The following is a 19,371-nucleotide window of genomic DNA, read 5'->3' on the forward strand; positions in this document are numbered from 1 at the left end:
CGCGAGATGGGTTGAAACATAATGAGTAACGGGTGAGCCGTCGCGAATGGCAGTGGCAGGGTGGATTGATTGCAGCCTAAAAAGCTGCAAAGAGGCTCCTGGAAAGCCCTTAGGAGACCCTAGCGGTAGGTTAGGGGCGAGGCCCGAGGCAACTGCCCGGCCCACGCGCCCCTAGCCAGCCAATTAGTCGGGCATTTGGTTAATGTCCGTCGGCTCGACGCGGGGCGTAGCGTTCATCATATGCCGGTATTTGGCACTCGACTCGTAGGCCTTGATGCGCACCCGGTTGATGCTGCCCAGCGGCAGGTGCTCGGGCAGGCAGTGGAAGGGGTTGAAGCTCAGTACGTCGTCGGCATACACGCGGCGGGCGGGGCTGTAGGCGTCCTGGGCGGGCAGCACAATTTTGCCGAGCACCTGATAGGGGCTTTGGTCCTGGGGCCAATCAACGCTAGCGTCTTCCACGGGCATGGTCTTCAGGTCGGTGCAGAGCTGCACGCGCAGCTCGTACTCGGCGCCCTGGTTTTTGAAGAGGTCCACGACCATGTCGCGGTAGGCGCCGGGCTCGCTCACGTCCATCTCTTTACCCGCAATGGCTTTGAGGTTGTCGGAGAGCGGGGCCACGCTGATTTTGGCCACGTAATCGCCGTAGCGGACGGCGCCGAGCGTGGTGTAGGTTTCGCCCAGCATGTGGTGGTTGGGGTGGGCCTGCACCACCATATCTACTTCCTTCTTAGGGCCGCCCACATCTTCCAATAGCTCCAGGGCTTTGTCGGCCAGCACGCCTACCTTGTTGATGGCGGTTTGCAGAATTTCGGGGCTGTGGGTGAGCTTCTCAATGCGCAGCTGCATGTCGTGGTAACTTTTCACGTCGCCGGTCGGGATGATGGTATCGTTCACCATCAGCAAGTCCTGGGTCACGGCGTCGGCTTCTTCGGCCAGAAACTTCTTGCCCGCTACCCCAATGATTTTCAGGGCAAAGCCTTTCACAGCCGGCGCGCTATCGGGCTGAATAGCCCCCGGCGACGTGGACAAGCGGATGATGACCGGGAACGTTTTGGTTTCCTTAAACGCGCCCTGGGCCAGGTGCTCGGGCAGGTTGGGATATAGCTGTAGCTCGCCGCGTAGGATGCCGTGGCTTTTGGCGTGGGCATCGCGGATGGCGTGGCGGTTTTTCTCGAACATCATGCGGGCGACGCGGGCCATGGAGGCCACGGTTTCGTCGCCGAGCTGGTCTTCGTTGGGCTGGATTTCTTCGACGCCGTCGGCAAAGCGTACGTAGGAGGTGGGCAGGGACATAAAAAAGAAATTAGGAGGAAGCAGGCAACTATTGGAAGGCAGCCTTGAGCCGCGTGGCGGCAAAATCCTGGGCGTCGTTGGCCAGCGGCACCACGGCGTAGGTGCCAAAAAACTCGTGCGTGGTGCCCGCGTACAGCTGGTACTGCACGCTGACGCCGGCCGCCGTGAGCTTGTCGCGCAGCAACGTGCCCTCGGTCTGGAGCGGGTCGATTTCGGCGGCGATGATGGTGGTGGGGGGTAGGCCCCGCAGGTCAGCCACGTCCACGAGCGATAGGAGGCGGTTGTCGCCGTCGGCCGCGCTATTGAAGTACAAGCCGGTGAAATACACGATGTTGGCCTTATTTAGCGGCACGGCGTTGGCGTACTGCGTGTAGGAGGCCGTGGTCAGGTTGTTGTCGGCCACGGGGTACACCAGCAGCTCGTGCACGGGCAGCGTAAGGCCGCGCTCGCGGGCCAGAATGCACACGGCGGCGGCCATGTTGCCCCCGGCGCTTTCGCCGGCCACCGCGATTTTGGCGGCGTTCACGCCCAGCGTGGCGGCGTTGTCGCGCACCCACTTATAGGCCGCGTAGGCGTCTTCGTGGGCGGCCGGAAACTTGTTCATCGTTTCCGAAGCCAAGCGGTAATCCACCGAAAACACGATGGCGCCCGTGCGCTCAGCCAGGGCCTGGGCCGAGGGCTCGTACACATCGAGCGAGCCGATGACCCAGCCGCCGCCGTGGTAGTACACGATGGCCGGGCGGGTGCCCGTGGCCGCCGCCGTGGGCGTGTACACGCGCACCGGCACGCCGTCGGGGGCCGAGCCACTGGTGTAGGCGGCCGGCAGCACGCGCTGCGTCACCGTCACGGCGGGCGCAGGTGCGCTGCGGTTGTTTTTGGCCAGCACCGCATTCACGGCGTTGGTTACGCTGTGCGTCATGCGGGCCTGGCGGGCCGAGAGGGTCGGCAATTGCGGGTCGTTGAAGGCGATGAACTGCTCAATCACGGCCCACATCTGGTCGTTTTAGTTGGGCGCGTAGCTGGGCTTGGCCGTGGTGGGTTGCACCTGGCTAGGCGAGGCGTCGTTGTCTTTGTTGCACGAAGCTAGCGGGGTGCCCAACGTAGCCGCCAGGGCGGCAAGCGCGAAAAAGCGCGGTAGGCGGCCTACGCCGAGCCGGTTGGTGGGGAGGGAGAACAGGTGACTCATGGAATGGAAAAGGAAATACGCATTTCCTACGGTGACTCGCAGCATTTGTCCAGCCAGTAGGGACGAGCCGGCCGTTAGCGGGGACGAGCCGGCCGGCGCCCCGCGCCCGGGTTCGCCCAGTGGTTATCAGGCGCTGAATTGCTTGAGGAATTGCTGCACGCCCTCGTTGTAGCTGCGCGAGGAGCTGAGGTGCGTGCCATCGTGTAGGGTCAGCAAAAACTCGCCATGCGCCCAGGGGTGCAGCTCCTTGATGTGCTGCGTGTTGACGATGAGCGAGCGGTGGATGCGCAGAAACTGCGCCGGGTCGAGCTGCCGCGCTAGCTGGCTCAGGGTGGTGCGCAGCGGGTGCGCGGCCCCTTGCGCGTGCACGGTCACGTAGTTGGCGGCGGCTTCCAGGTACTGCACCTGCTCGGTGAGCACGAAGTAGAAGCGACCCGGCTGCTTGATAAGCAGCTGGGTCAGAAACGCTGCCGCGGCGGGCGCGGGCGGCAGCGTTTGCAGCAAGCCGGCTAGCCGCGGTTGGCGCTCGCCCTCCGGCTGCCGCTTGCTGAGACGGCGCACGTGTGCGAGACTACGCGCGAAGCGGTCCGGGTCCAGGGGCTTGAGTAGGTAATCGACGGCGTGGTTTTCAAAAGCTTGCAGCGTGTACTGGTCGTAGGCCGTCACGAACACCACCAGCGGCCGGCTCGGCAGGTCGCGCACCCGCTGGAGCACTTCCAGGCCGCTGAAGTCGGGCATTTGCACATCCAGAAACACCAGGTCCAGGTCGCGGTCGCCGCGCAGGGCGGCCACGGCTTCCGTGCCGTTGCAGCACTCGCCCTCGATGCGGAAGTCGGGCCACTCGGCCAGCAGCTGCCCGATGCGGCGGCGGGCCAGGGGCTCATCGTCCACGATAAGGGTGCGAATGAAATCCAAGGGTAATAGAGGGGAGCAGAGTAAGTGGTGCCGGGCGTACCGCTTGGCTAGCCTGCGGCCGCCACTGCGGGCCCCTTAAAAAGGAGCGGTGGCCCAGGCCCGGGCCTCTTCAATGGTGGCAAAAAACTGACTAGATAACTGGGTATTAGGAATAACCGTGGCTACCAGCGCCGTAATGCCCATGCGGTTCATGGCGTCCAGCGACTCGACGGCCGCAAACCGGCGGCCACCCAACTCGCTCAGCCCCTTAAATACAAGCTCGCCGCTCCACTGCAAATCGGCCTGGCGCAGGGCGCGCAGCAGCCGGTTGTCGGCAATAAGCGCTTTTGCCTGGTGCTGACGGGCCAAGCGCATGAGTTCTTCTAGGGCAGCGCGAAAGTCGGCGCTCGGCACAAAGTTCAGCCAGTGCAGTTCCAGGGTTTGGTGCGTGGTCTGGTGAAGGTAAATAATCAGGTAGGGCGTACTATAAAGGGTTTGCATGAGCAGCGGAAGCGGCTGGGGTAGCAGGTTGAAACGTATCGGGGGTACCCCACAAAATGGAGCGGAGAGGGGCCAGCGCGTTCGCTTATAGTCAGGGCAGACACTGGTTTATTTTATGCTGAGCGCGGCGCAGCGCAGGGCTACGGCGTGCTGGGCTTCTTCCAGCGACTCGTAGTAGACGGGTTGAAGGCCCGCTTGCCCGGAGGCGGCCACGGCCTTTTCGGCGTACTGCTGGGTGGCGAGCTGGCCCAGAATATTGGCCGCGGATACGATGCTCATCTCACGCAGTCCGGCTGCGTAGGCCTGCATGTTCCAGTCGTCGGCTAGCCACTGCTGCACCTCCTGCGGAATGGCGCTCATGAGCCGGGTATCGGCAATCCAGCCCCAGCGCCGGGTGGGCTGGCTGTGAGCTTTGTAATAAGCCAAGCCCGCATTCATCAGCGCCTTAAATTGGGTGCGGTTGGCAAAAGCGCGCAGCTGCACCACGATGCAGGGAATGGCGCCGTTGGCCCACACCCGGACGTAGGATTCTTCTAAAATAAGCTGTTCGGACATTGCGGTCGCATACGCAAGGCGCCGATGTGTGGTTTCTCGCCGCCCACATGCTGCTCGGCCAACGCGGCCCCAAACAGTTCGGTACTGCGGACCAGTAGGTCAGGTAAGAAAGGGAAGTTCGAGGCGTACCACGGTACCTTGGTCCGGGGCAGGGTCCAGCGCTAGTATGTAGTGCTCACCATAGAGCATTTGCAGCCGCTGTTCGGTGTTGGCCAGACCCACGCCGCGAGAGGTAGCGGGAGCGGGACCCGGCCCAGAGTCGCGCACGGCCAGCAGCAGCTGGTCGCCCCGCCGGTCGGCCTGAATGTGAATGCTGCCCACTCCGGCGGCGCTCAGCCCGTGGCGCACGGCGTTTTCTACCAAGGGCTGCAGCAGCAGGTGGGGCACCACAGCCAGCCGGGCCGCCGGGGCCACTTGCACCGTTACGGCCAGACGGCCGGCGAAGCGCACCTGCTCCATCTCCAGGTACAGTTGAATGAAGTGCAGCTCCTGGGCCAGCGGCACTTGCTGGGCATCGGTATGGTCGAGCACCAGGCGCAAAAACTCGCCCAGCTTGGCCGTCATGCGCTGCGCGGCTTTGGGCTCGTCGCCGATGAGGGTGGCAATGCCGTTGAGCGTATTGAAGAGAAAATGGGGGTTGAGTTGCTGCTTCAGCACTTGCAGCTGGCTTTGGGCGAGCTGCGCTGCCAAGCGGCTGGCCTCCACGCTGCGGCGCTGCCAGCGGGCGTGGTAGTCGAGGCCGTACACCACGCACAGCAGCAGCCAGTAGATGGGTACCCAGGTATTAACCCCCGCCAAAACTGCCTCCCAGGAAACGGGCCCCTGCCCGCCGCTTGTCAGAAAAAGCGTGCTCAAAAAAATGGCGCGGTACACGATGGTCAGCACCACGCTGGCTCCAGCGTGCAACAGCAAGTAAGGCAGCCAGCGGGCCTGCCCCGCCGTGAGGTCGAAGCGCTGGGCCAGCCAAAAAACAAAGGGCGTAAGCAGGGTCCCCGTTAGGCCGTAAATAAGGGGGGCTAGCAGCAGCGCCCGCCCGTGCCAGGGCGCCGTGCCCACGAGGGCCTGCGCATACACGAGCACCAGCATGAAGAGCGTAAAGAAGCCCCAGGCGGCCGCGATGCGCAGCCAAGTGAGGCGGTGCAAAAGGAGCATGCGCGAAAACTAGGTAGGGCCGGTTCAACGAGAATTTCTAGTTTAGAGTTGGCGTGGCCAACCAGCTGCTAGGGCCTTTGATATGTCTTCCCTAAAATGAGTGACCTGCAACACGGATAGCCAATGAGCACCTTACTCTTGTGAGCCCCGAAAAGTAGGGAACAAGGTATACTGAGTCCTACTGCCTAATTCAGGCTGTAGAACCATCCGAACTGAAGATTCTGCCCGGCATATTTAGACAGGCCTCTATTGGATGGTTTTACCGAGGGGATTTCTAGCGCGCAGAGGTACTTTTTTTAGGACGCTTCTGGCTGACCCTTTATTGGAATAGTGTGAGGTAGTGAAAATATGCGTTTCTCTACTCACAATTGGTTCTGTATCTAGGGAAGCTTACAGCTGACTTGGGCTAATAAAGGGGAGCCGTGGTGGAGCATTGTGGAGGCAAAGTAGGGAGGGGATATGGAATGATATCGAACTTGCTGGCTCACTCCCATCCAGTAACTGATGACTCGCTTCCTGTCATTTGAGCTTTCGCCAGACGACGCTCAGAAAAGTGACTTAACTGCCTATAAGCTAGGTAAAACTGCTCTCCTACCACACTACTTCGGTGGTATAGCCCCAGTCAACATCTTCCTCGGTGAGAACAACTCGGGCAAAAGTCGATTCATGCGAAGCATTATGAGATGCAACCCGACAAGGCTCTTTGACTTTACTAATCAAATTGAGCTGCTGCCTCTGGTAGTGCAGGGTGCTCACAACGCAATTCAGATTTCCGGGCCCAATAGAATTTATGCGATAGATGCCACGGTGCAATCTAGTGCGAGAGAAACCTTGGATTTACTTGACCTTTTCTTAACAAGCTCTGACAATCTGCATCGCTCCATCAGAGTAATATTAGACCCACTAGATACTATAAAGGAGTTAAGCGAACTGCTTGACAAGCTTGTGGATTCTATAGCTAAAACTGAGTACCTGCTAAAATTTATAACTAGTGGAGCAGTAAATCAGGTGTTAGAAAATCTGGACAAATATTTAAATGATATTAAAAAAGCCGCGAACATTTACGAAGCGTTAGGAACAGTTAAATTTAAAAAGTGGAGCCTGGGTTTGAACTCAGCGCATAATGGATTTGCTGTTTTTGCATCTTCGCACGCCAGCATAGGTTTCAAGGCAGACAATCAGTCCTCACTCTTTAACACCAAGCAATACAGGGAGGGCCTCTCTCAGGAGGTGACAGCTATATTGCGTTGTGTTATAGATGTTTGTCAGCCAGTTATCGACACATTGAAGTTATTGAGTGAGGAGCAGCCTAAGACACCTACTAGGACTTATCTGCCCACGTTACGCACGGCGCGAACACTTATTGATGATAAGGAACATAGGCTAAATGCGTTGAATGACGTGATGAAGCATACAACAATCAGAGACTACAAGTTGAATGAATTTAAGCTAGACATCAACACTGGTTTTGACCTCTACAATGCCGTTGACAAGAAATACAAGGCACTCAAAGACGAGCGTAAAGAATTACAGCTTTTTGCATCTTTCTTATCAGGAGCATTCTTCAATGGCGAGCCAGTAGAAATAGTGCCACGGCGAATAGATGACCCACGTGGGGGAAACATCGTGGTCACTGTTGGGTCAACGGAGCATGACCTTCACGATTTGGGTGACGGCATTCAAGCACTTATCTTACTTCTATATCCGCTTTTTATAGCAAATGAAGGTGACTGGTTTTTCATTGAGGAGCCGGAGATTCATTTGCATCCAGGCTTTCAGAGACTTTTTATTAAGACCGTTGCCACTCATGAAGTTATCAAGGGCAAAGACTTAACGATTTTCTTGACGACTCACTCCAATCATATCCTAGATTTTGCGCTTGACGAGGCTAAACGCATTAACCTGTTCACCTTCCGCAAGACGATTGAAAAGGCTGGTAACCCTACTTATCAGATTCAACTTACTCAACCTCAAGACTTATCTAGTCTAAATGTGCTAGGGGTTCAAAACACTTCTGTCTTTCTCTCCAACTGTACGATTTGGGTAGAAGGTATCACTGACCGCTTTTATCTAAGGGCTTACCTAAAGGTTTACCTCGAATACCGAGAAAGTCAAAAAGAACAGGCGGTTTCGTTGCTGGAAGGAATGCACTACTCCTTTCTAGAATACGCTGGCTCTAATGTCACCCACTACGAGTTCAATACCCACCCCAGTGACAGCGATGTTAACGATGGTGGCACTATCACAACGCAAATCTTACAGCGAATCAGGTCCCTCTCTATTTCTAACCGCATCATGCTCATTGCGGACAGAGATGCCGGTGCTAAAAAAGAAGAGAGGCAAGCAGGCCTCACAGCTCAGCAACACGACGGGTTTGAGTTTGTCGTATTGAATGTGCGAGAGATAGAGAATCTGCTTACGCCAACTGTTATCGTCGAAGCTTTACAGAAAGTATACAAAACGAAGAAGTTCGACATAAGCCTACTAGTGCAGGAAGATTACATAGCAGGCTACTTAGCTAAGTACCTGAATGAAAGTCTTACAAACTTGCCGATGTCATTTGTTGGGCAGAGTGGCACCGTTCATAGCGGCAAGAAACGCCAATTCGCCGAGGCGGCGGTGGAAGCGATAATCTCATGGGATATGCTCAGCCCAGAGGCTCAGGTACTAACGAAGCGGGTATTTGACTTCATCGTAGGGCACAACCCACATCTAGGGAGCAATTAGACCGAAGTAGTCGAATTATGCTGGACAGTTTGATACCTTGGGCGATAAGATGAAAGTACACCATGCGCTAGGGTTGGAGATTTCTTGCGGACTTATTTGTTTATTTATTTTATTTCTCTTCGGTTTTGATAATAAAGCAATGCTTGAAAAAATAAGAACCACTCTGCTGTAGCGCAAATAACTAGTAAAGACCATGACTGCCATTGCGATTGCTTGCACTACTTGTAATGCTTGCAGTGCAAGAACCGCGAGTTTCGGGAAACCGTTAGATTTGTTACAATGCCGCTAAGAATTGCGGGAAATGAATAAAACGCTATGACTTATACAGCCTTATATCCTGCCCCCACTCGTGGTTGGGAAGCCGGGCCAGTCCGCGCCTTCGCATTAGACCTCAGGCTTTTTATGAAGATAGCTTCCTTTGGCTTTCAAAAGCCGATGGACGTTACGCCACGCACATTTGCTACCACTTTTCTCACTTCCAAAGAGGATGAGGAGCGCTTCATTGCCATCTGCGAGAACCCTCCTAAAGCAAACGAAGCAATGCGTAAAGGCATGAGCGAGGTAGCAGATTGGCTTAAGTAGCAGTCGAACACACAACACGTTGCCTGAAGAACCAATCAAGCTTGCCGTAAAGCCGCTCGACCCAGCAATGGATCGAGCGGCTTTTGTATGTTCTGATGCTGAACTGACAGCCTATTTCTCCGGCAATGGTTCGCAGCCCCGAACGCTAACCTTCGATCTCAAACAGCGTCTTGCCGTAACAAAGGCCCATGTGATGCTTGATGAAAACACCAACGAAATAATCGGACTTTTCACCCTTAGCAACTTATCAATTCCAGTATCCGACCTGCCAACCGGCGGACTCCGCCGTGGTCAACACACTGATGTTGCAGCCACATTACTTGGTAGAATGGCTGTTTCTTTAGCCCGAGAAAATCAAGGCTTTGGCAAAAAGCTTGTTTACGCGGCCTTGACCAGAGCTTATCAAGCAACAGCCTTTTCGGCGTCAGCTGTTATTGTGGTTGATCCAAAACGAGAAGACTTGGTTCCGTTTTATGAGAAGTTTGAATTCACTAAAACGCTAAGCAACACAAAGCCTTTGCGCATGTTTGTGCCAATGAAAACAGTAAGGGATGAGGTGCCGCATTCGCTATTACACGACTAAGATTCCCGCGCCTGCCGCTTATCCAAGTGCCCCAGGCGCTGCAAATAGTCGTAATTGTGTCCCTATCTCAAAGATACAATGCCTCTTATGGCTGAGCAAGCTGACAGCTCTCAAGTAAAGCAACGCTTGCAGGAAGATTATCGCCTCCGTTTCCGCGAAGGACGCAAGGCGGCGGGCTTCTCTCAGGGCGCGGTTGGCCAGGCTGTGGGCATCTCCACGCAGGCCGTGGGGCAGTTCGAGCTAGGGGCCCAGCGGCTCGACCTGGAGAACTTCGTGGCCGCCTGCGACGCCATGCACCTGAACGTACGCTGGGTGCTCAAGGGCCTGGGGGAGATGTTTGAGGGCAGCCGGCCAGTCCCGTCTAAGGCAAAAGGCCGGCCAGCGCGCAAGCGATAATAGCCCGGGCATTACCTACGTAGCATAGCAGTAGATGCACGTACCGCTGCTGCAACTATCTCATCCAAGAGTACTGTGCTTGCAGCGGGACACATATGTGTTCATGTTAAATACATATAAGTATGGGCCTTTTCTTTGCCCAATGCTCACTCGCCGCCGCCACCGTTACCTTACCCGCTGGCCCCGCCGCTTGGCCTTTGCCTTGGTGGCGCTTTCGCTGCTAGCCGTCTGCTGGCACTTGTACTGCGTCCGGCAGCAGGCACAGCCGCTTGCACCCCACCCGCCTATCCAACAGGTGTAGATGCGTAGCCATAATATGGGGTGGTCCAGTGAAAACGGACAGTGAGCTAAGATATGGTGGTTAGGAAGTCGCGCTCGAATTGATGCGGCGAGCAGTAGCCGAGCGCGGAGTGGCGGCGGTCGAGGTTGAAGTAGGTGTCGAGGTAGTAGGCTACAATCGGGCCTCTTCGATACTGGCAAACGCGCCGCCATGTGGCAGTAGTTCGGTTTTGAGCGTGCTCCACCCGGCCTCGGCCTGGGCATTATCGTAGGGGTTGCCCGGCTGTACTCTTCCCCCAATCGGCAGCCAGTTATAGGTAGAGAAAAGCGTATTTTTCACTACCTGACAACTGAAACATGAAAAAAGGACGATTTAGCGAAGCCCACATTGTGGCCATCCTGCAACAGCAGGCTAGCGACCAGACCGTAGCCCAGATTGTGCGTGAGTACGGCCTGAGCGAGGCGACATTCTACGCCTGGAAAAGCAAGTATGCCGGCGCGAGCGTGGCCGAGCTAACCCGGCTCAAGCACTTGGAAGAAGAGAATCGAAAGCTCAAGCAGCTGTTCGCGGACTTGAGCTTAGAAAATCAGGCTATCAAGGAGGTGCTGCGAAAAAAGTAGCCAGCCCTGCGGCGCGACGCCAGGCAGCGCAGGGCTTCGTAAGCAAAGGGTGAAGCCAGCGGCGCGCGTGTGCACTCGTGGGGCTCTCCCGTGGCAGCTACCATCCGGTAGGACAAGGGCGCAATGACGAGCCGGTGCAGGCGGCCCTGCGGGCGTTAACGGGGCGGCATCCGGGCTGGGGCTTCTGGAAACTGCACCACCGCTTACGCAAAAACGGCTTGTTAATCAATCATAAACGCACGCTGCGCATTTATCGGGCGCGCCCTGAACTTACCTCGGCGCCTCAAAAAGCGCGTACCTGCCCGCGTCAAGCAGCCGTTGGTCGTACCCGTGGCGGCCAACGTATGCTGGTCGCTCGACTTTATGAGTGACGTGCTGACGGATGGGTGACGGTTTCGGACCCTGAACGTGCTCGACGATTACAACCGCCAGTTGCTGGGCGTCGAAATCGATTTCTCCCTGCCTGCCGCCCGCGTGGTGCAAACCCTGACGCGCTTGGTCGAGTACCACGGCCGGCCCGCACAGCTGCGCACCGACAACGGACCCGAATTCATCAGCGCTCGTCTGAGCGAGTGGTGTGAGAAGCAGGGTATCACCCTGCACGGGAGTCAGCCGGGCATGCCGACGCAAAACGCTTATATCGAACGCTTCAACGGCTCGTTTCGCCGCGAATTATTTGATGCGCACCTATTCCGCTCGCTGGCGCACGTGCGCCAACTCGTGGACGACTGGATGCTCGACTACAACACGCAACGGCCCCACCAGGCCTTGAATTTCATGACTCCACTCGAATTTAAACAAGCGGCTTAACCTCTGCCTACCACTGGCTTATCAAACGGGGAAGCGTACACAACTGTATGCTTCCCTGTATGATATGGCAGTAGTGAGTAGAGGTTAAGTTGCTTTAGAACCCCTCTTGTTATTGTATTTGCCTCTTCAGCAACCGTTGCACCGACATAGCTAGGAATAGCTGCCCCCGCCGAGTGCGGTAACCCCCGTCATTGAGTTCCTGGGCAATCTGCTGCAACTTATATCCCTGTGCATGCAGTAGCCCCGCAAGTCTGGTTGCTTGCTGGTTTTGCTGATTGGTACGGGCATTCTCCTGCCGAATATTTAGGCTTTTCGCGATGGCTGCCGGGGTCATATTAGCCGGCGTGCCCAGTACGGCACCGCGCGCCTTCTTCGCGGTGAGCGCGTCTTTGGTTCGTTTGGAAATCATCTCCCGCTCGTGCTGAGCAATCACTGCAAACAGCCCTACTGTTAAAGTATTCGCGTCGGGCATATCGCAGCAAACAAAGGCCACGCCTGAATCGCGCAGCTCAAAGATGAAGCCCGCGTTCCGGCTCAACCTATCCAGCTTGGCAATCAACAACGTCGCCCCCGCCGCCCGAGCCGCCGCGATAGCCGCTAGCAGTTGGGGTCGCTGATTCTTCTTGCCCGATTCAATCTCCACAAACTCCCCCAGCAGCTGGGCCGGGTCCGCAGCGAAGGATGCTACCGCCGCCCGCTGGGCTTCGAGCCCAAGGCCGGACTGGCCTTGGCGGGCGGTGCTCACCCGATAATAGGGGACGTAGAAAGTAGTCGTGGGCAGCATAAAACGGGCATTGGTACAAAAGTAACCTTTATAGTGGCGTTTATAACGTTTATTAAACGGACGTTTAACAAATGACTATACCCCCTATCTTTACCTAAAATCACCCCTGATGAGGAAGTCGTTCGCTTATGCCCGCCTATTATGCCTACTACCGCGTCTCCACCCAAAAGCAAGGGGCCTCCGGTCTCGGCCTCGAAGCGCAGCAGGCCGCGGTGGTCAGCTTCCTCAAAGGGGGCCAGCCGCGGGGCGAGTATGTTGAAGTGGAAAGTGGCAAGAAGAATCAGCGGCCCCAACTGCTCGCCGCGATGGCCGCGGCCCGCGCCGCGGGTGGGGTGCTCCTGATTGCCAAGCTCGACCGACTGAGTAGGAATGCGAGTTTCATTCTGACGCTGCGCGACGCGGGGGTAGATTTCGTGTGCTGCGACATGCCCGATGCCAATACCCTTACCGTGGGCCTCTTCGCCGTACTTGCCCAGCACGAGCGCGAGACGATTTCCAAACGGACCAAGGATGCGCTCGCGGCCAAGAAGGCACGGGGTGCTCAACTAGGTACGCCGGCCAACCTCACGGCGGCGGCCCGGGAACAGAGCCTGCTCGTGCGGCGCGCCCACCTGCTACAGCACCCGGGCCTGCGGCAAACGGCGGCTTTTATCAGCTCACGCCGGGCGCAGGGGGTGAGCTTTCGCCAGCTGGCGGGGGAGTTGAATGCCCTTGGCTTTACCGCCCCGCGCGGGGGGGCCTTTAACCAGAAGCAGGTCCAGCGCTTACACGAACGGCTTCGGCTAGTGAGTAAGCCCACAGCCGCCGAGTGAGCTCTATATAATAGAAGCAGCTAAGGCTTGTTGGACTGGTACTCGAAAGCAAAAATAGGTAGCGATGCGTTAGCTTCTCCCTACCTACCTGGCCCCCTCGTCACGAGGACTTCCTGGGATTCTTGTTGCAAGAGGATACTGTTGGCGAATTCGATTTTAAGCTGTTGCTTGAGGCATTAATCGCTCGAAATCTGCCTGACGCGTCTGGGCTAAAGGCACCTTGTTTAACCACGCAACGATTCGCCAACAGTATCCTTTAGAAAAAGAACCCCACCTACGCCGGGGCCCCGCACGGTCTGTTCAGCACCGAGAAGGATAAGCTCAACCGCGACTTGCTGAACTTCGTCACTGGCACGCAGGTATGCGGCGCCCAGAACAGCTGAGCGAATAACCAATGGAAACCGAAAGCCCCGGTCCTAATACTGGTCCGAGGCTTTTGCGCGCCCGTAATGTCAAGCTGCTCCAAGCAGTTGTTCCGCTACCTAGCGGTCCTACTGCCTGCCTTTTCGACGCGACGACAGCAGCCAGATGCCACCCGCCACCAGCGCCAGGGCGGCCCCCACTACGGCCGCTTTGGGCAAGGCGGGCGCTGCCTGTGCTGGTTTGGCCTGGGCAATGGACGCATCAGTGAAGGGCTGGCGGCTGGTCACGGCCAGAATCAGGCGGGCGGCTTCGGCGGGCTGGTCCCACTGCGGGAAGTGGCCACAGTGCTCAAACCAATACAGGCGCGCATCGGGGAATTTCTCCAGGGCCAGCTTCGACTGGCTCGGCAAACACACCCGGTCCTGCCGGCCCCAGCCGATGACCAGGGGCCCGGGAATACTACCCTGGGGCGCGGGCTGCTGCATTTGGCCGTGCGCCAGCTGGTCGAGCAATTCATCAAAGGCGGGCGAGTGGGCGAACGTGTACATCTCGTCGATGGCCTGCTGCGAGTCTACGGCCCAGGGCCGGGCCGAAAACTGGGGCAGCAGCAGCGTGCGCCCCACCGCCGAACCGGCCAGGGCGGGCATCACCGGTTGCAGGGCTTTGACGAGCTTGACCGACACGTCCACCGAGTGGTAGAAAAAGGGAATCTGCCAGCCCTGCCAGAAGCCGCCCGGGTCCAGGGAAACCACTGCGCCGAGTACCCCGCCGCGCCGGGCCAACTCCAGCACCAGGCGCGCGCCCATGGAGCTGCCCACGGCATCAATCCCCAGCAGGTCGTGCTGGGTGAGAAAGCCCGTCACCGCGTCGGCCAAGGTGGCGATCGAGTTTTCGCCGGCCAGCTGGGGGGTTTCGCCGTGGCCGGGCAAGTCCACGGCCAGGACGTCGCGCTCGGCGGCCAGGGCGTCTATGATGGTGTTCCAGGACCGCCAGCTGCCGCCGATGCCGTGAACCAGTAACAGGGGGCGGCCGGTGCCGCGGCGAACGAAGTGCAGGTTCATAAAACAGCAGAATAGAAGGGAAACAAGTAAGTAGCCGCCGGGCGGTAACGACCGGCCCGTCGAAACAGCGGTGCCCGGCTCCCCCTACAACGCAGAACGGCCCCGCAGGGACGAAAGCGGCTAGTGGAAACTACTGCCTTTCCAGGACCAGCAGCTGCCCCGTCGCGTTCGTGGCCCTTCGCGTACTCCTTATAGTACTGCCGGCTATAATCGGCTTTGACTAGCCTTTTCACCGGCTGGCCATTCCTACCCGCTCAGAGCTTCCGCCTATTCCTTTCCCGCTTGAGGTGGCCCAGCTACGATTCAGGTTCGATTTTTAACTGTTATCGGTACTAAGTTTGCAGAATCGGGCGCTCGTTGTTCGCCGCTCGTTATACCTTATTATATAGGTCGCATGGAAAAGTCACCTTCGCTACCGGTCCTCGTGCCGACCCGCTCGCATTCCCTAGTCGAGATGCCGGCTTCCGTAGGTCGGTACGTGGAGGCGGGACTACAGGGCGCGGCCAATACCAAGCGCGGCTATGCGGCCGACCTGCGTAGCTTCGAGGATTATTGCCAGCACCAGGAGCTCAGCTACCTGCCGGCCGAAGTTACCACTGTGGCCGGCTACGCCTCGCAGTTGGCGGACCGGGGTAAGAAGTACGCGACCATCCGCCGGCACGTGGCGGCCATTGCCAAGCTGCATCAACTCGCGGGCCTGCCCTCGCCCACCAGCCACGAAGCATTGGGCGTGGTGCTTGACGGCGTGGCCCGCGTGCACGGCAAGCGCCAGCGCCAAGCGCCGGCCTTCTCAGTGGCCGAGCTCAAGCAGGCCATCCGGGCGCTGGACCTGACTACCCCCACGGGACTACGCGACCGGGCCCTGCTGCTACTGGGTTTCGCCGGGGCCTTTCGGCGCTCCGAACTCGTGGCCCTGAACGTGGAGGATGTGGAGCTGACGCGCCTGGCGCTGGTCATCCACCTGCGCCGTAGCAAGACCAACCAGTACGGAGAGGAAGAAGACAAAGCCGTGTTTTATGCTCCCTCGGCCGATTACTGCCCCGTACGCGCCGTGCAGGACTGGCTCGCGGTCCTTGACCGGCCGGCGGGACCCCTCTTTACCCGTATGAGCCGGGGCACGAGTCGGCGGCCGGCTCAGCCGGGTACCGCTCGGCTCTCCGATCAGAGTGTCAACGACTTGGTGCAGCGCCACCTCGGCTCGGTCTATACCGCGCACTCGTTGCGGGCTTCCTTTGTGACGGTAGCGGTTGAGGCGGGGCAGAGCAACAAGGCCATTAAAAACCAGACCAAGCAGAAGACCGATGCCATGATTGAGCGTTACGCCCGCCTCGACGACGTCAAACGCTTCAATGCCGCTCAGTATCTGGGACTTTAACGGCCCTTGCTAAGCAGGCGTTTGCTTACTTTAACGCAGGTTTCACAGCTAGGTAGCCCGGCGCTCGGATGGGTGCCGGGCTACTGCGCCCTTTTTCCATTACTCTCGCATGTTGACCCTTGCTCGCTACGTGCTGCCATTGGTGATAGCTGTCTGGCTGCCGCGCTCCCCGCGTCAACCGCTACCAGTGCCGGTCCCGCCGTTAGAGGCGTTTCGGCCCGGTGCGCTGCACGCGCTACCACTGGGGTCCGTGCAGCCGCAGGGGTGGCTACGGCGCCAGCTGCAGCTGCAAGCCGACGGCCTAAGCGGGCACCTGGAAGAGTTTTGGCCTGACTTAGGCCCCACCAGCGCCTGGCTTGGGGGCGCCGGAGAGGGCTGGGAGCGGGGGCCTTACTACCTCGACGGGCTAGTCCCCCTGGCCTACGGCCTGGATGACGCCGCCCTGAAGGCCAAGGCGCAAAAGTGGATAGATTGGGCTCTGCACAGCCAGCGGCCCGATGGCGGCTTTGGCCCCGCCAAAAACCAGGACTGGTGGCCCAATATGCTCGTGCTCAAGGCCCTGATGCAGTATCAGGAAGCGACCCACGACCCGCGCGTGGTGCCGTTCATGACGCGGTACTTCGCTTACCAAAGCAGCCAGTTGGCGCAGCGGCCGCTGCACGAGTGGGCCGTGTACCGCTGGGCCGAGGAGCTGCTGCCTATCCGCTGGCTCTACGCGCGCACGCGCAACCCGCAACTGCTCACGCTGGCTGGCCAGCTAGCCCAGCAAGGCTTCAACTGGCAGTGGGCCTACGCGCACTTTCCCTTTACGCAGCCTACCTCGAGCGCCAGCCTAGGCCTGGCGAGTGGCAACAATGACCTGGCGCTGCAAGCGCACGGGGTGAATAATGCCATGGCCCTGAAGATGCCCGCCCTCTGGGGCTATACGGGCGGCACCCAGGCCGACCGAAAAGCCATTTATAATCAACTGACTATGCTGGACACCTATCACGGCTTGCCCAACGGGATGTTCAGCGGCGACGAGCACCTGGCAGGGCGCAACCCCTCGCAGGGCGTGGAACTCTGCACAGTGGTGGAGGCTCAGTTTTCGTATGAGGAGTTGCTCGCCCTGCTCGGCGACCCGCAGTTTGGCGACCGGCTCGAAAAAATCACCTTCAACGCGTTACCCGCCACCTTCGACCCCACCATGTGGGCCCACCAGTACGACCAGCAGCCCAACCAGGTGCTCGTGAGCCGGGCCCACCGCCAGTGGTCGACCAACGGCGACGACTCGAACGTATTCGGCTTGGAGCCGTGGTTTGGCTGCTGCACGGCCAACATGCACCAGGGCTGGCCCAAGTTTGCGGCCAGCCTCTGGCTCGCCTCGCCCGACGGGGGGCTAGTCGCCGCGGCCTACGCGCCCAACCGCCTCCGCACTAGCCTAGGGGCGAGTGGCGGGGAGGTAATCATTCGGGAGGAAACCGACTATCCCTTCCGCGAAACCGTGCGTTTTACCGTGGAAAAAGGTGGTAAAAAGGCCTTTCCGTTACAGTTGCGCATTCCGGCCTGGGCCACGGGCAGTACCGTGGCCGTGAACGGCAAGTCCGCCCCCAGCGCGCCCCAGCCCGGTACGTTCTATCCGCTACAGCGACGCTGGAAAGCTGGCGATGTGGTAGAACTGCGCCTGCCCATGCAAGTACGCGTAGTACCGGGCTATAACCAGTCGGTATCAGTGGAGCGCGGCCCGCTCGTGTACGGGCTTAAGGTAGGAGAACAATGGACCAAGCTGCGCGACCGTCCCTCCCTGGCCGACGACTACCAGGTGCAAGCCACCACCCCCTGGAACTATGGCTTGCTGCTGCCCACCGGCCAGGCGCCCGCTACTGCGTTCAAAGTCAGAGAGCTGCCGCTGGATGGCGTACTCTTTTCGCCCGGCGGCGCGGCGGTAGAACTGCAAGTGGCGGGCGTGCGGCTCCCACAATGGCAGCTCGTGGACAACTCGGCTGGCCCGCCGCCCGCTAGCCCCGTCGCTGTGCCTGCCGGGACACCGGTCGAAGTGCTCACGCTGATTCCCTACGGGGCAACCAAGCTGCGCATCACAGCTTTTCCCTTCGTGCAGCGGCAGCCCTAAGGGGACTAGTTGCCTAAACTAGACTAAGCGAGTCACTCTCGCTCCTCACTACTCTTAAAGTAGGGTGTGCCAGAAGCGCTACAGCAGGGCATCGCCTCTTTAGAGAGGCTGACTGGCGAAGGCGCGGCAACAGAAGCACGCGTCACCTGGATAGCGCTGGCTATAAGCGACGTTGAAGATAGTCTGAGAACAGTTTTTATATTACGCTGTCGGTAGCTACCGACAGCGCGTTTTACTACTGCCCTTACGGTAGGCACGAGCGAGGCAAGCAATACCTGCGCGCCGCGCCAGCTAAGCGGTCCGGCCTAATCCCCATCGCTGGCCTGCGCAACAGCTAGCAGCGGCACCTAAAGGTTTGGTCCGGTTAAAGCTTTACACTTGGTTCCTATTAGGGGGCCGCCCGCGCGGCCTGTATACCAGGCCAACAATGCCCTCTATTCTGTTTGCTTTCGACAAGAAGCCCTGCGCTGCGTCTATGCCGGTTAGCACAATGAACCTTGAAAGCGCCGTTTAAATACTATCAATAATAGGGCGCCGCCTCTTGTAGCCGCCGGGCCACCAGCGCGCCGGCCGGCGAGGTAACGCGCGCTAAAAAATCGGTGGTCTGCGCCGCCAGGGCTTCCGCTAGCACCTGCGTGTTGGGCGAAGCCGCCACGGCCACCGTGGACTGGTTTACCCAGCGCTCGGTTTCCGCGGCCACCTCCAGATTGGCGCGGTAGAAGCCTTCCGCTATTCCGCGGTGCAGATTGGCCTGCATGTAGCTGATGATGCTAGCCAGGCGCGTAGTGATAAGGTACTGGTAGTGGGCAGGGTAGCTAGCGGCCAACTCCGGGAGGAAGGGACCGCGCATCTCATCGGGTAAGGATTGCAGGGTGCGGCGCACCCGCAGCATCTCCTCGACCGCGCTGCTGCTGTGCGGCTGGTGCTCGGCTAGGCGCTCGCGAAAACTAGTCAGGTAGCGGTCGATGGCGGCGGTCAGCAGCGCCGGCTTGCCTAGCGGGAAGGCGCGCTCGATGGTGGCTACGGGCAGCCGCAAGGCCAGCGCCACCTCGGCCAACGACACCAGCGCGATGCCCCGCTCCAGAAACAGGTCCTGGGCGGTAGCCACTATGCGGGCCTGCGCTTGCGCCTGGGCTGCGGAATCGAGTGCGTGGGGAAGCATGTTAAGCGGGGCCTTGCCACTGGCGGCGGCTAGGCAAGCAGCAGATTTTAGTCTGAATGTGGGCGCAAAAGTAGTACTATGCTGAGTAAAATAGGGTCTAGCTTACCTTTGATTTATTAAAG

Annotated in this window: 17 protein-coding genes and 1 pseudogene; 8 read left to right on the forward strand and 10 right to left on the reverse strand. The window is 58.7% G+C overall.

The genetic code is table 11. The features are described from left to right. Positions 1–183: 183 nt before the first annotated feature. The 7 genes from EAH73_RS21260 to EAH73_RS21290 all read right to left on the reverse strand — a co-directional run bounded on the left by EAH73_RS21260 (position 184) and on the right by EAH73_RS21290 (position 5,584). Positions 184–1,296, reverse strand: coding sequence for a catalase family protein (locus tag EAH73_RS21260; protein WP_140469449.1), 1,113 nt, complete (start codon positions 1,294–1,296; stop codon positions 184–186). Between the two features lie 28 nt (positions 1,297–1,324). After that, positions 1,325–2,290: an alpha/beta hydrolase gene (locus EAH73_RS21265; RefSeq protein ID WP_140469450.1), complete on the reverse strand. Its 966-nt coding sequence runs from the start codon at positions 2,288–2,290 to the stop codon at positions 1,325–1,327. A gap of 9 nt (positions 2,291–2,299) precedes the next feature. Beyond that, positions 2,300–2,482, reverse strand: coding sequence for a hypothetical protein (locus tag EAH73_RS21270; RefSeq protein ID WP_140469451.1), 183 nt, complete (start codon positions 2,480–2,482; stop codon positions 2,300–2,302). 126 nt (positions 2,483–2,608) lie between these two features. Next, the gene (locus tag EAH73_RS21275) at positions 2,609–3,397 is read right to left on the reverse strand and encodes a LytR/AlgR family response regulator transcription factor (protein WP_140469452.1); all 789 of its coding nucleotides are present in this window, start codon (positions 3,395–3,397) and stop codon (positions 2,609–2,611) included. A 75-nt stretch (positions 3,398–3,472) separates the two neighbouring features. Then, the gene (locus tag EAH73_RS21280) at positions 3,473–3,877 is read right to left on the reverse strand and encodes a hypothetical protein (protein ID WP_140469453.1); all 405 of its coding nucleotides are present in this window, start codon (positions 3,875–3,877) and stop codon (positions 3,473–3,475) included. Between the two features lie 108 nt (positions 3,878–3,985). After that, entirely contained in the window at positions 3,986–4,432 is a 447-nt protein-coding gene (locus EAH73_RS21285; RefSeq protein ID WP_140469454.1) for a hypothetical protein, read from the reverse strand. A gap of 99 nt (positions 4,433–4,531) precedes the next feature. Next, complete coding sequence (locus tag EAH73_RS21290; protein WP_140469455.1) at positions 4,532–5,584, reverse strand: sensor histidine kinase; 1,053 nt, start codon at positions 5,582–5,584, stop codon at positions 4,532–4,534. Between the two features lie 504 nt (positions 5,585–6,088). On the opposite strand from EAH73_RS21290, the gene EAH73_RS21295 reads away from it, so the two are divergent. From EAH73_RS21295 to EAH73_RS21315, 5 genes and pseudogenes are all read left to right on the forward strand, one after another. Further along, entirely contained in the window at positions 6,089–8,311 is a 2,223-nt protein-coding gene (locus EAH73_RS21295) for an AAA family ATPase (protein WP_140469456.1), read from the forward strand. Between the two features lie 402 nt (positions 8,312–8,713). Beyond that, complete coding sequence (locus EAH73_RS21300; RefSeq protein ID WP_140469457.1) at positions 8,714–8,893, forward strand: DUF1778 domain-containing protein; 180 nt, start codon at positions 8,714–8,716, stop codon at positions 8,891–8,893. Between the two features lie 19 nt (positions 8,894–8,912). After that, positions 8,913–9,476: a GNAT family N-acetyltransferase gene (locus tag EAH73_RS21305; RefSeq protein WP_140469458.1), complete on the forward strand. Its 564-nt coding sequence runs from the start codon at positions 8,913–8,915 to the stop codon at positions 9,474–9,476. A gap of 87 nt (positions 9,477–9,563) precedes the next feature. Next, positions 9,564–9,872 (forward strand): helix-turn-helix domain-containing protein, encoded by a 309-nt coding sequence (locus tag EAH73_RS21310; protein ID WP_161599636.1) that lies wholly within the window; start codon positions 9,564–9,566, stop codon positions 9,870–9,872. A 636-nt stretch (positions 9,873–10,508) separates the two neighbouring features. Continuing rightward, positions 10,509–11,582 (forward strand): annotated as a pseudogene (locus EAH73_RS21315) (IS3 family transposase). A 109-nt stretch (positions 11,583–11,691) separates the two neighbouring features. On the opposite strand, the gene EAH73_RS21320 reads toward EAH73_RS21315, so the two are convergent. Continuing rightward, a complete protein-coding gene (locus tag EAH73_RS21320; protein WP_140469460.1) occupies positions 11,692–12,366 on the reverse strand; it encodes a recombinase family protein in 675 nt (224 codons plus the stop codon). A 128-nt stretch (positions 12,367–12,494) separates the two neighbouring features. On the opposite strand from EAH73_RS21320, the gene EAH73_RS21325 reads away from it, so the two are divergent. After that, positions 12,495–13,178 (forward strand): recombinase family protein, encoded by a 684-nt coding sequence (locus EAH73_RS21325; RefSeq protein WP_140469461.1) that lies wholly within the window; start codon positions 12,495–12,497, stop codon positions 13,176–13,178. 491 nt (positions 13,179–13,669) lie between these two features. Here the strand turns inward: EAH73_RS21325 and EAH73_RS21330 are convergent, their stop codons facing one another. Next, a complete protein-coding gene (locus tag EAH73_RS21330) occupies positions 13,670–14,602 on the reverse strand; it encodes an alpha/beta fold hydrolase (RefSeq protein ID WP_140469462.1) in 933 nt (310 codons plus the stop codon). A 394-nt stretch (positions 14,603–14,996) separates the two neighbouring features. Here EAH73_RS21330 and EAH73_RS21335 point away from each other — a divergent pair, with 394 nt between their 5' ends. After that, positions 14,997–15,977 (forward strand): tyrosine-type recombinase/integrase, encoded by a 981-nt coding sequence (locus EAH73_RS21335; protein ID WP_240047364.1) that lies wholly within the window; start codon positions 14,997–14,999, stop codon positions 15,975–15,977. A gap of 109 nt (positions 15,978–16,086) precedes the next feature. Beyond that, on the forward strand, positions 16,087–18,087 hold the full coding sequence (locus tag EAH73_RS21340; RefSeq protein ID WP_140469463.1) for a beta-L-arabinofuranosidase domain-containing protein: 2,001 nt from the start codon (positions 16,087–16,089) through the stop codon (positions 18,085–18,087). 520 nt (positions 18,088–18,607) lie between these two features. On the opposite strand, the gene EAH73_RS21345 is transcribed toward EAH73_RS21340, so the two are convergent. Further along, a complete protein-coding gene (locus tag EAH73_RS21345) occupies positions 18,608–19,249 on the reverse strand; it encodes a TetR/AcrR family transcriptional regulator (RefSeq protein WP_140469464.1) in 642 nt (213 codons plus the stop codon). Positions 19,250–19,371 lie beyond the last annotated feature (122 nt).

This window comes from Hymenobacter nivis (genome assembly GCF_006439025.1).
Taxonomy (GTDB): domain Bacteria; phylum Bacteroidota; class Bacteroidia; order Cytophagales; family Hymenobacteraceae; genus Hymenobacter; species Hymenobacter nivis_A.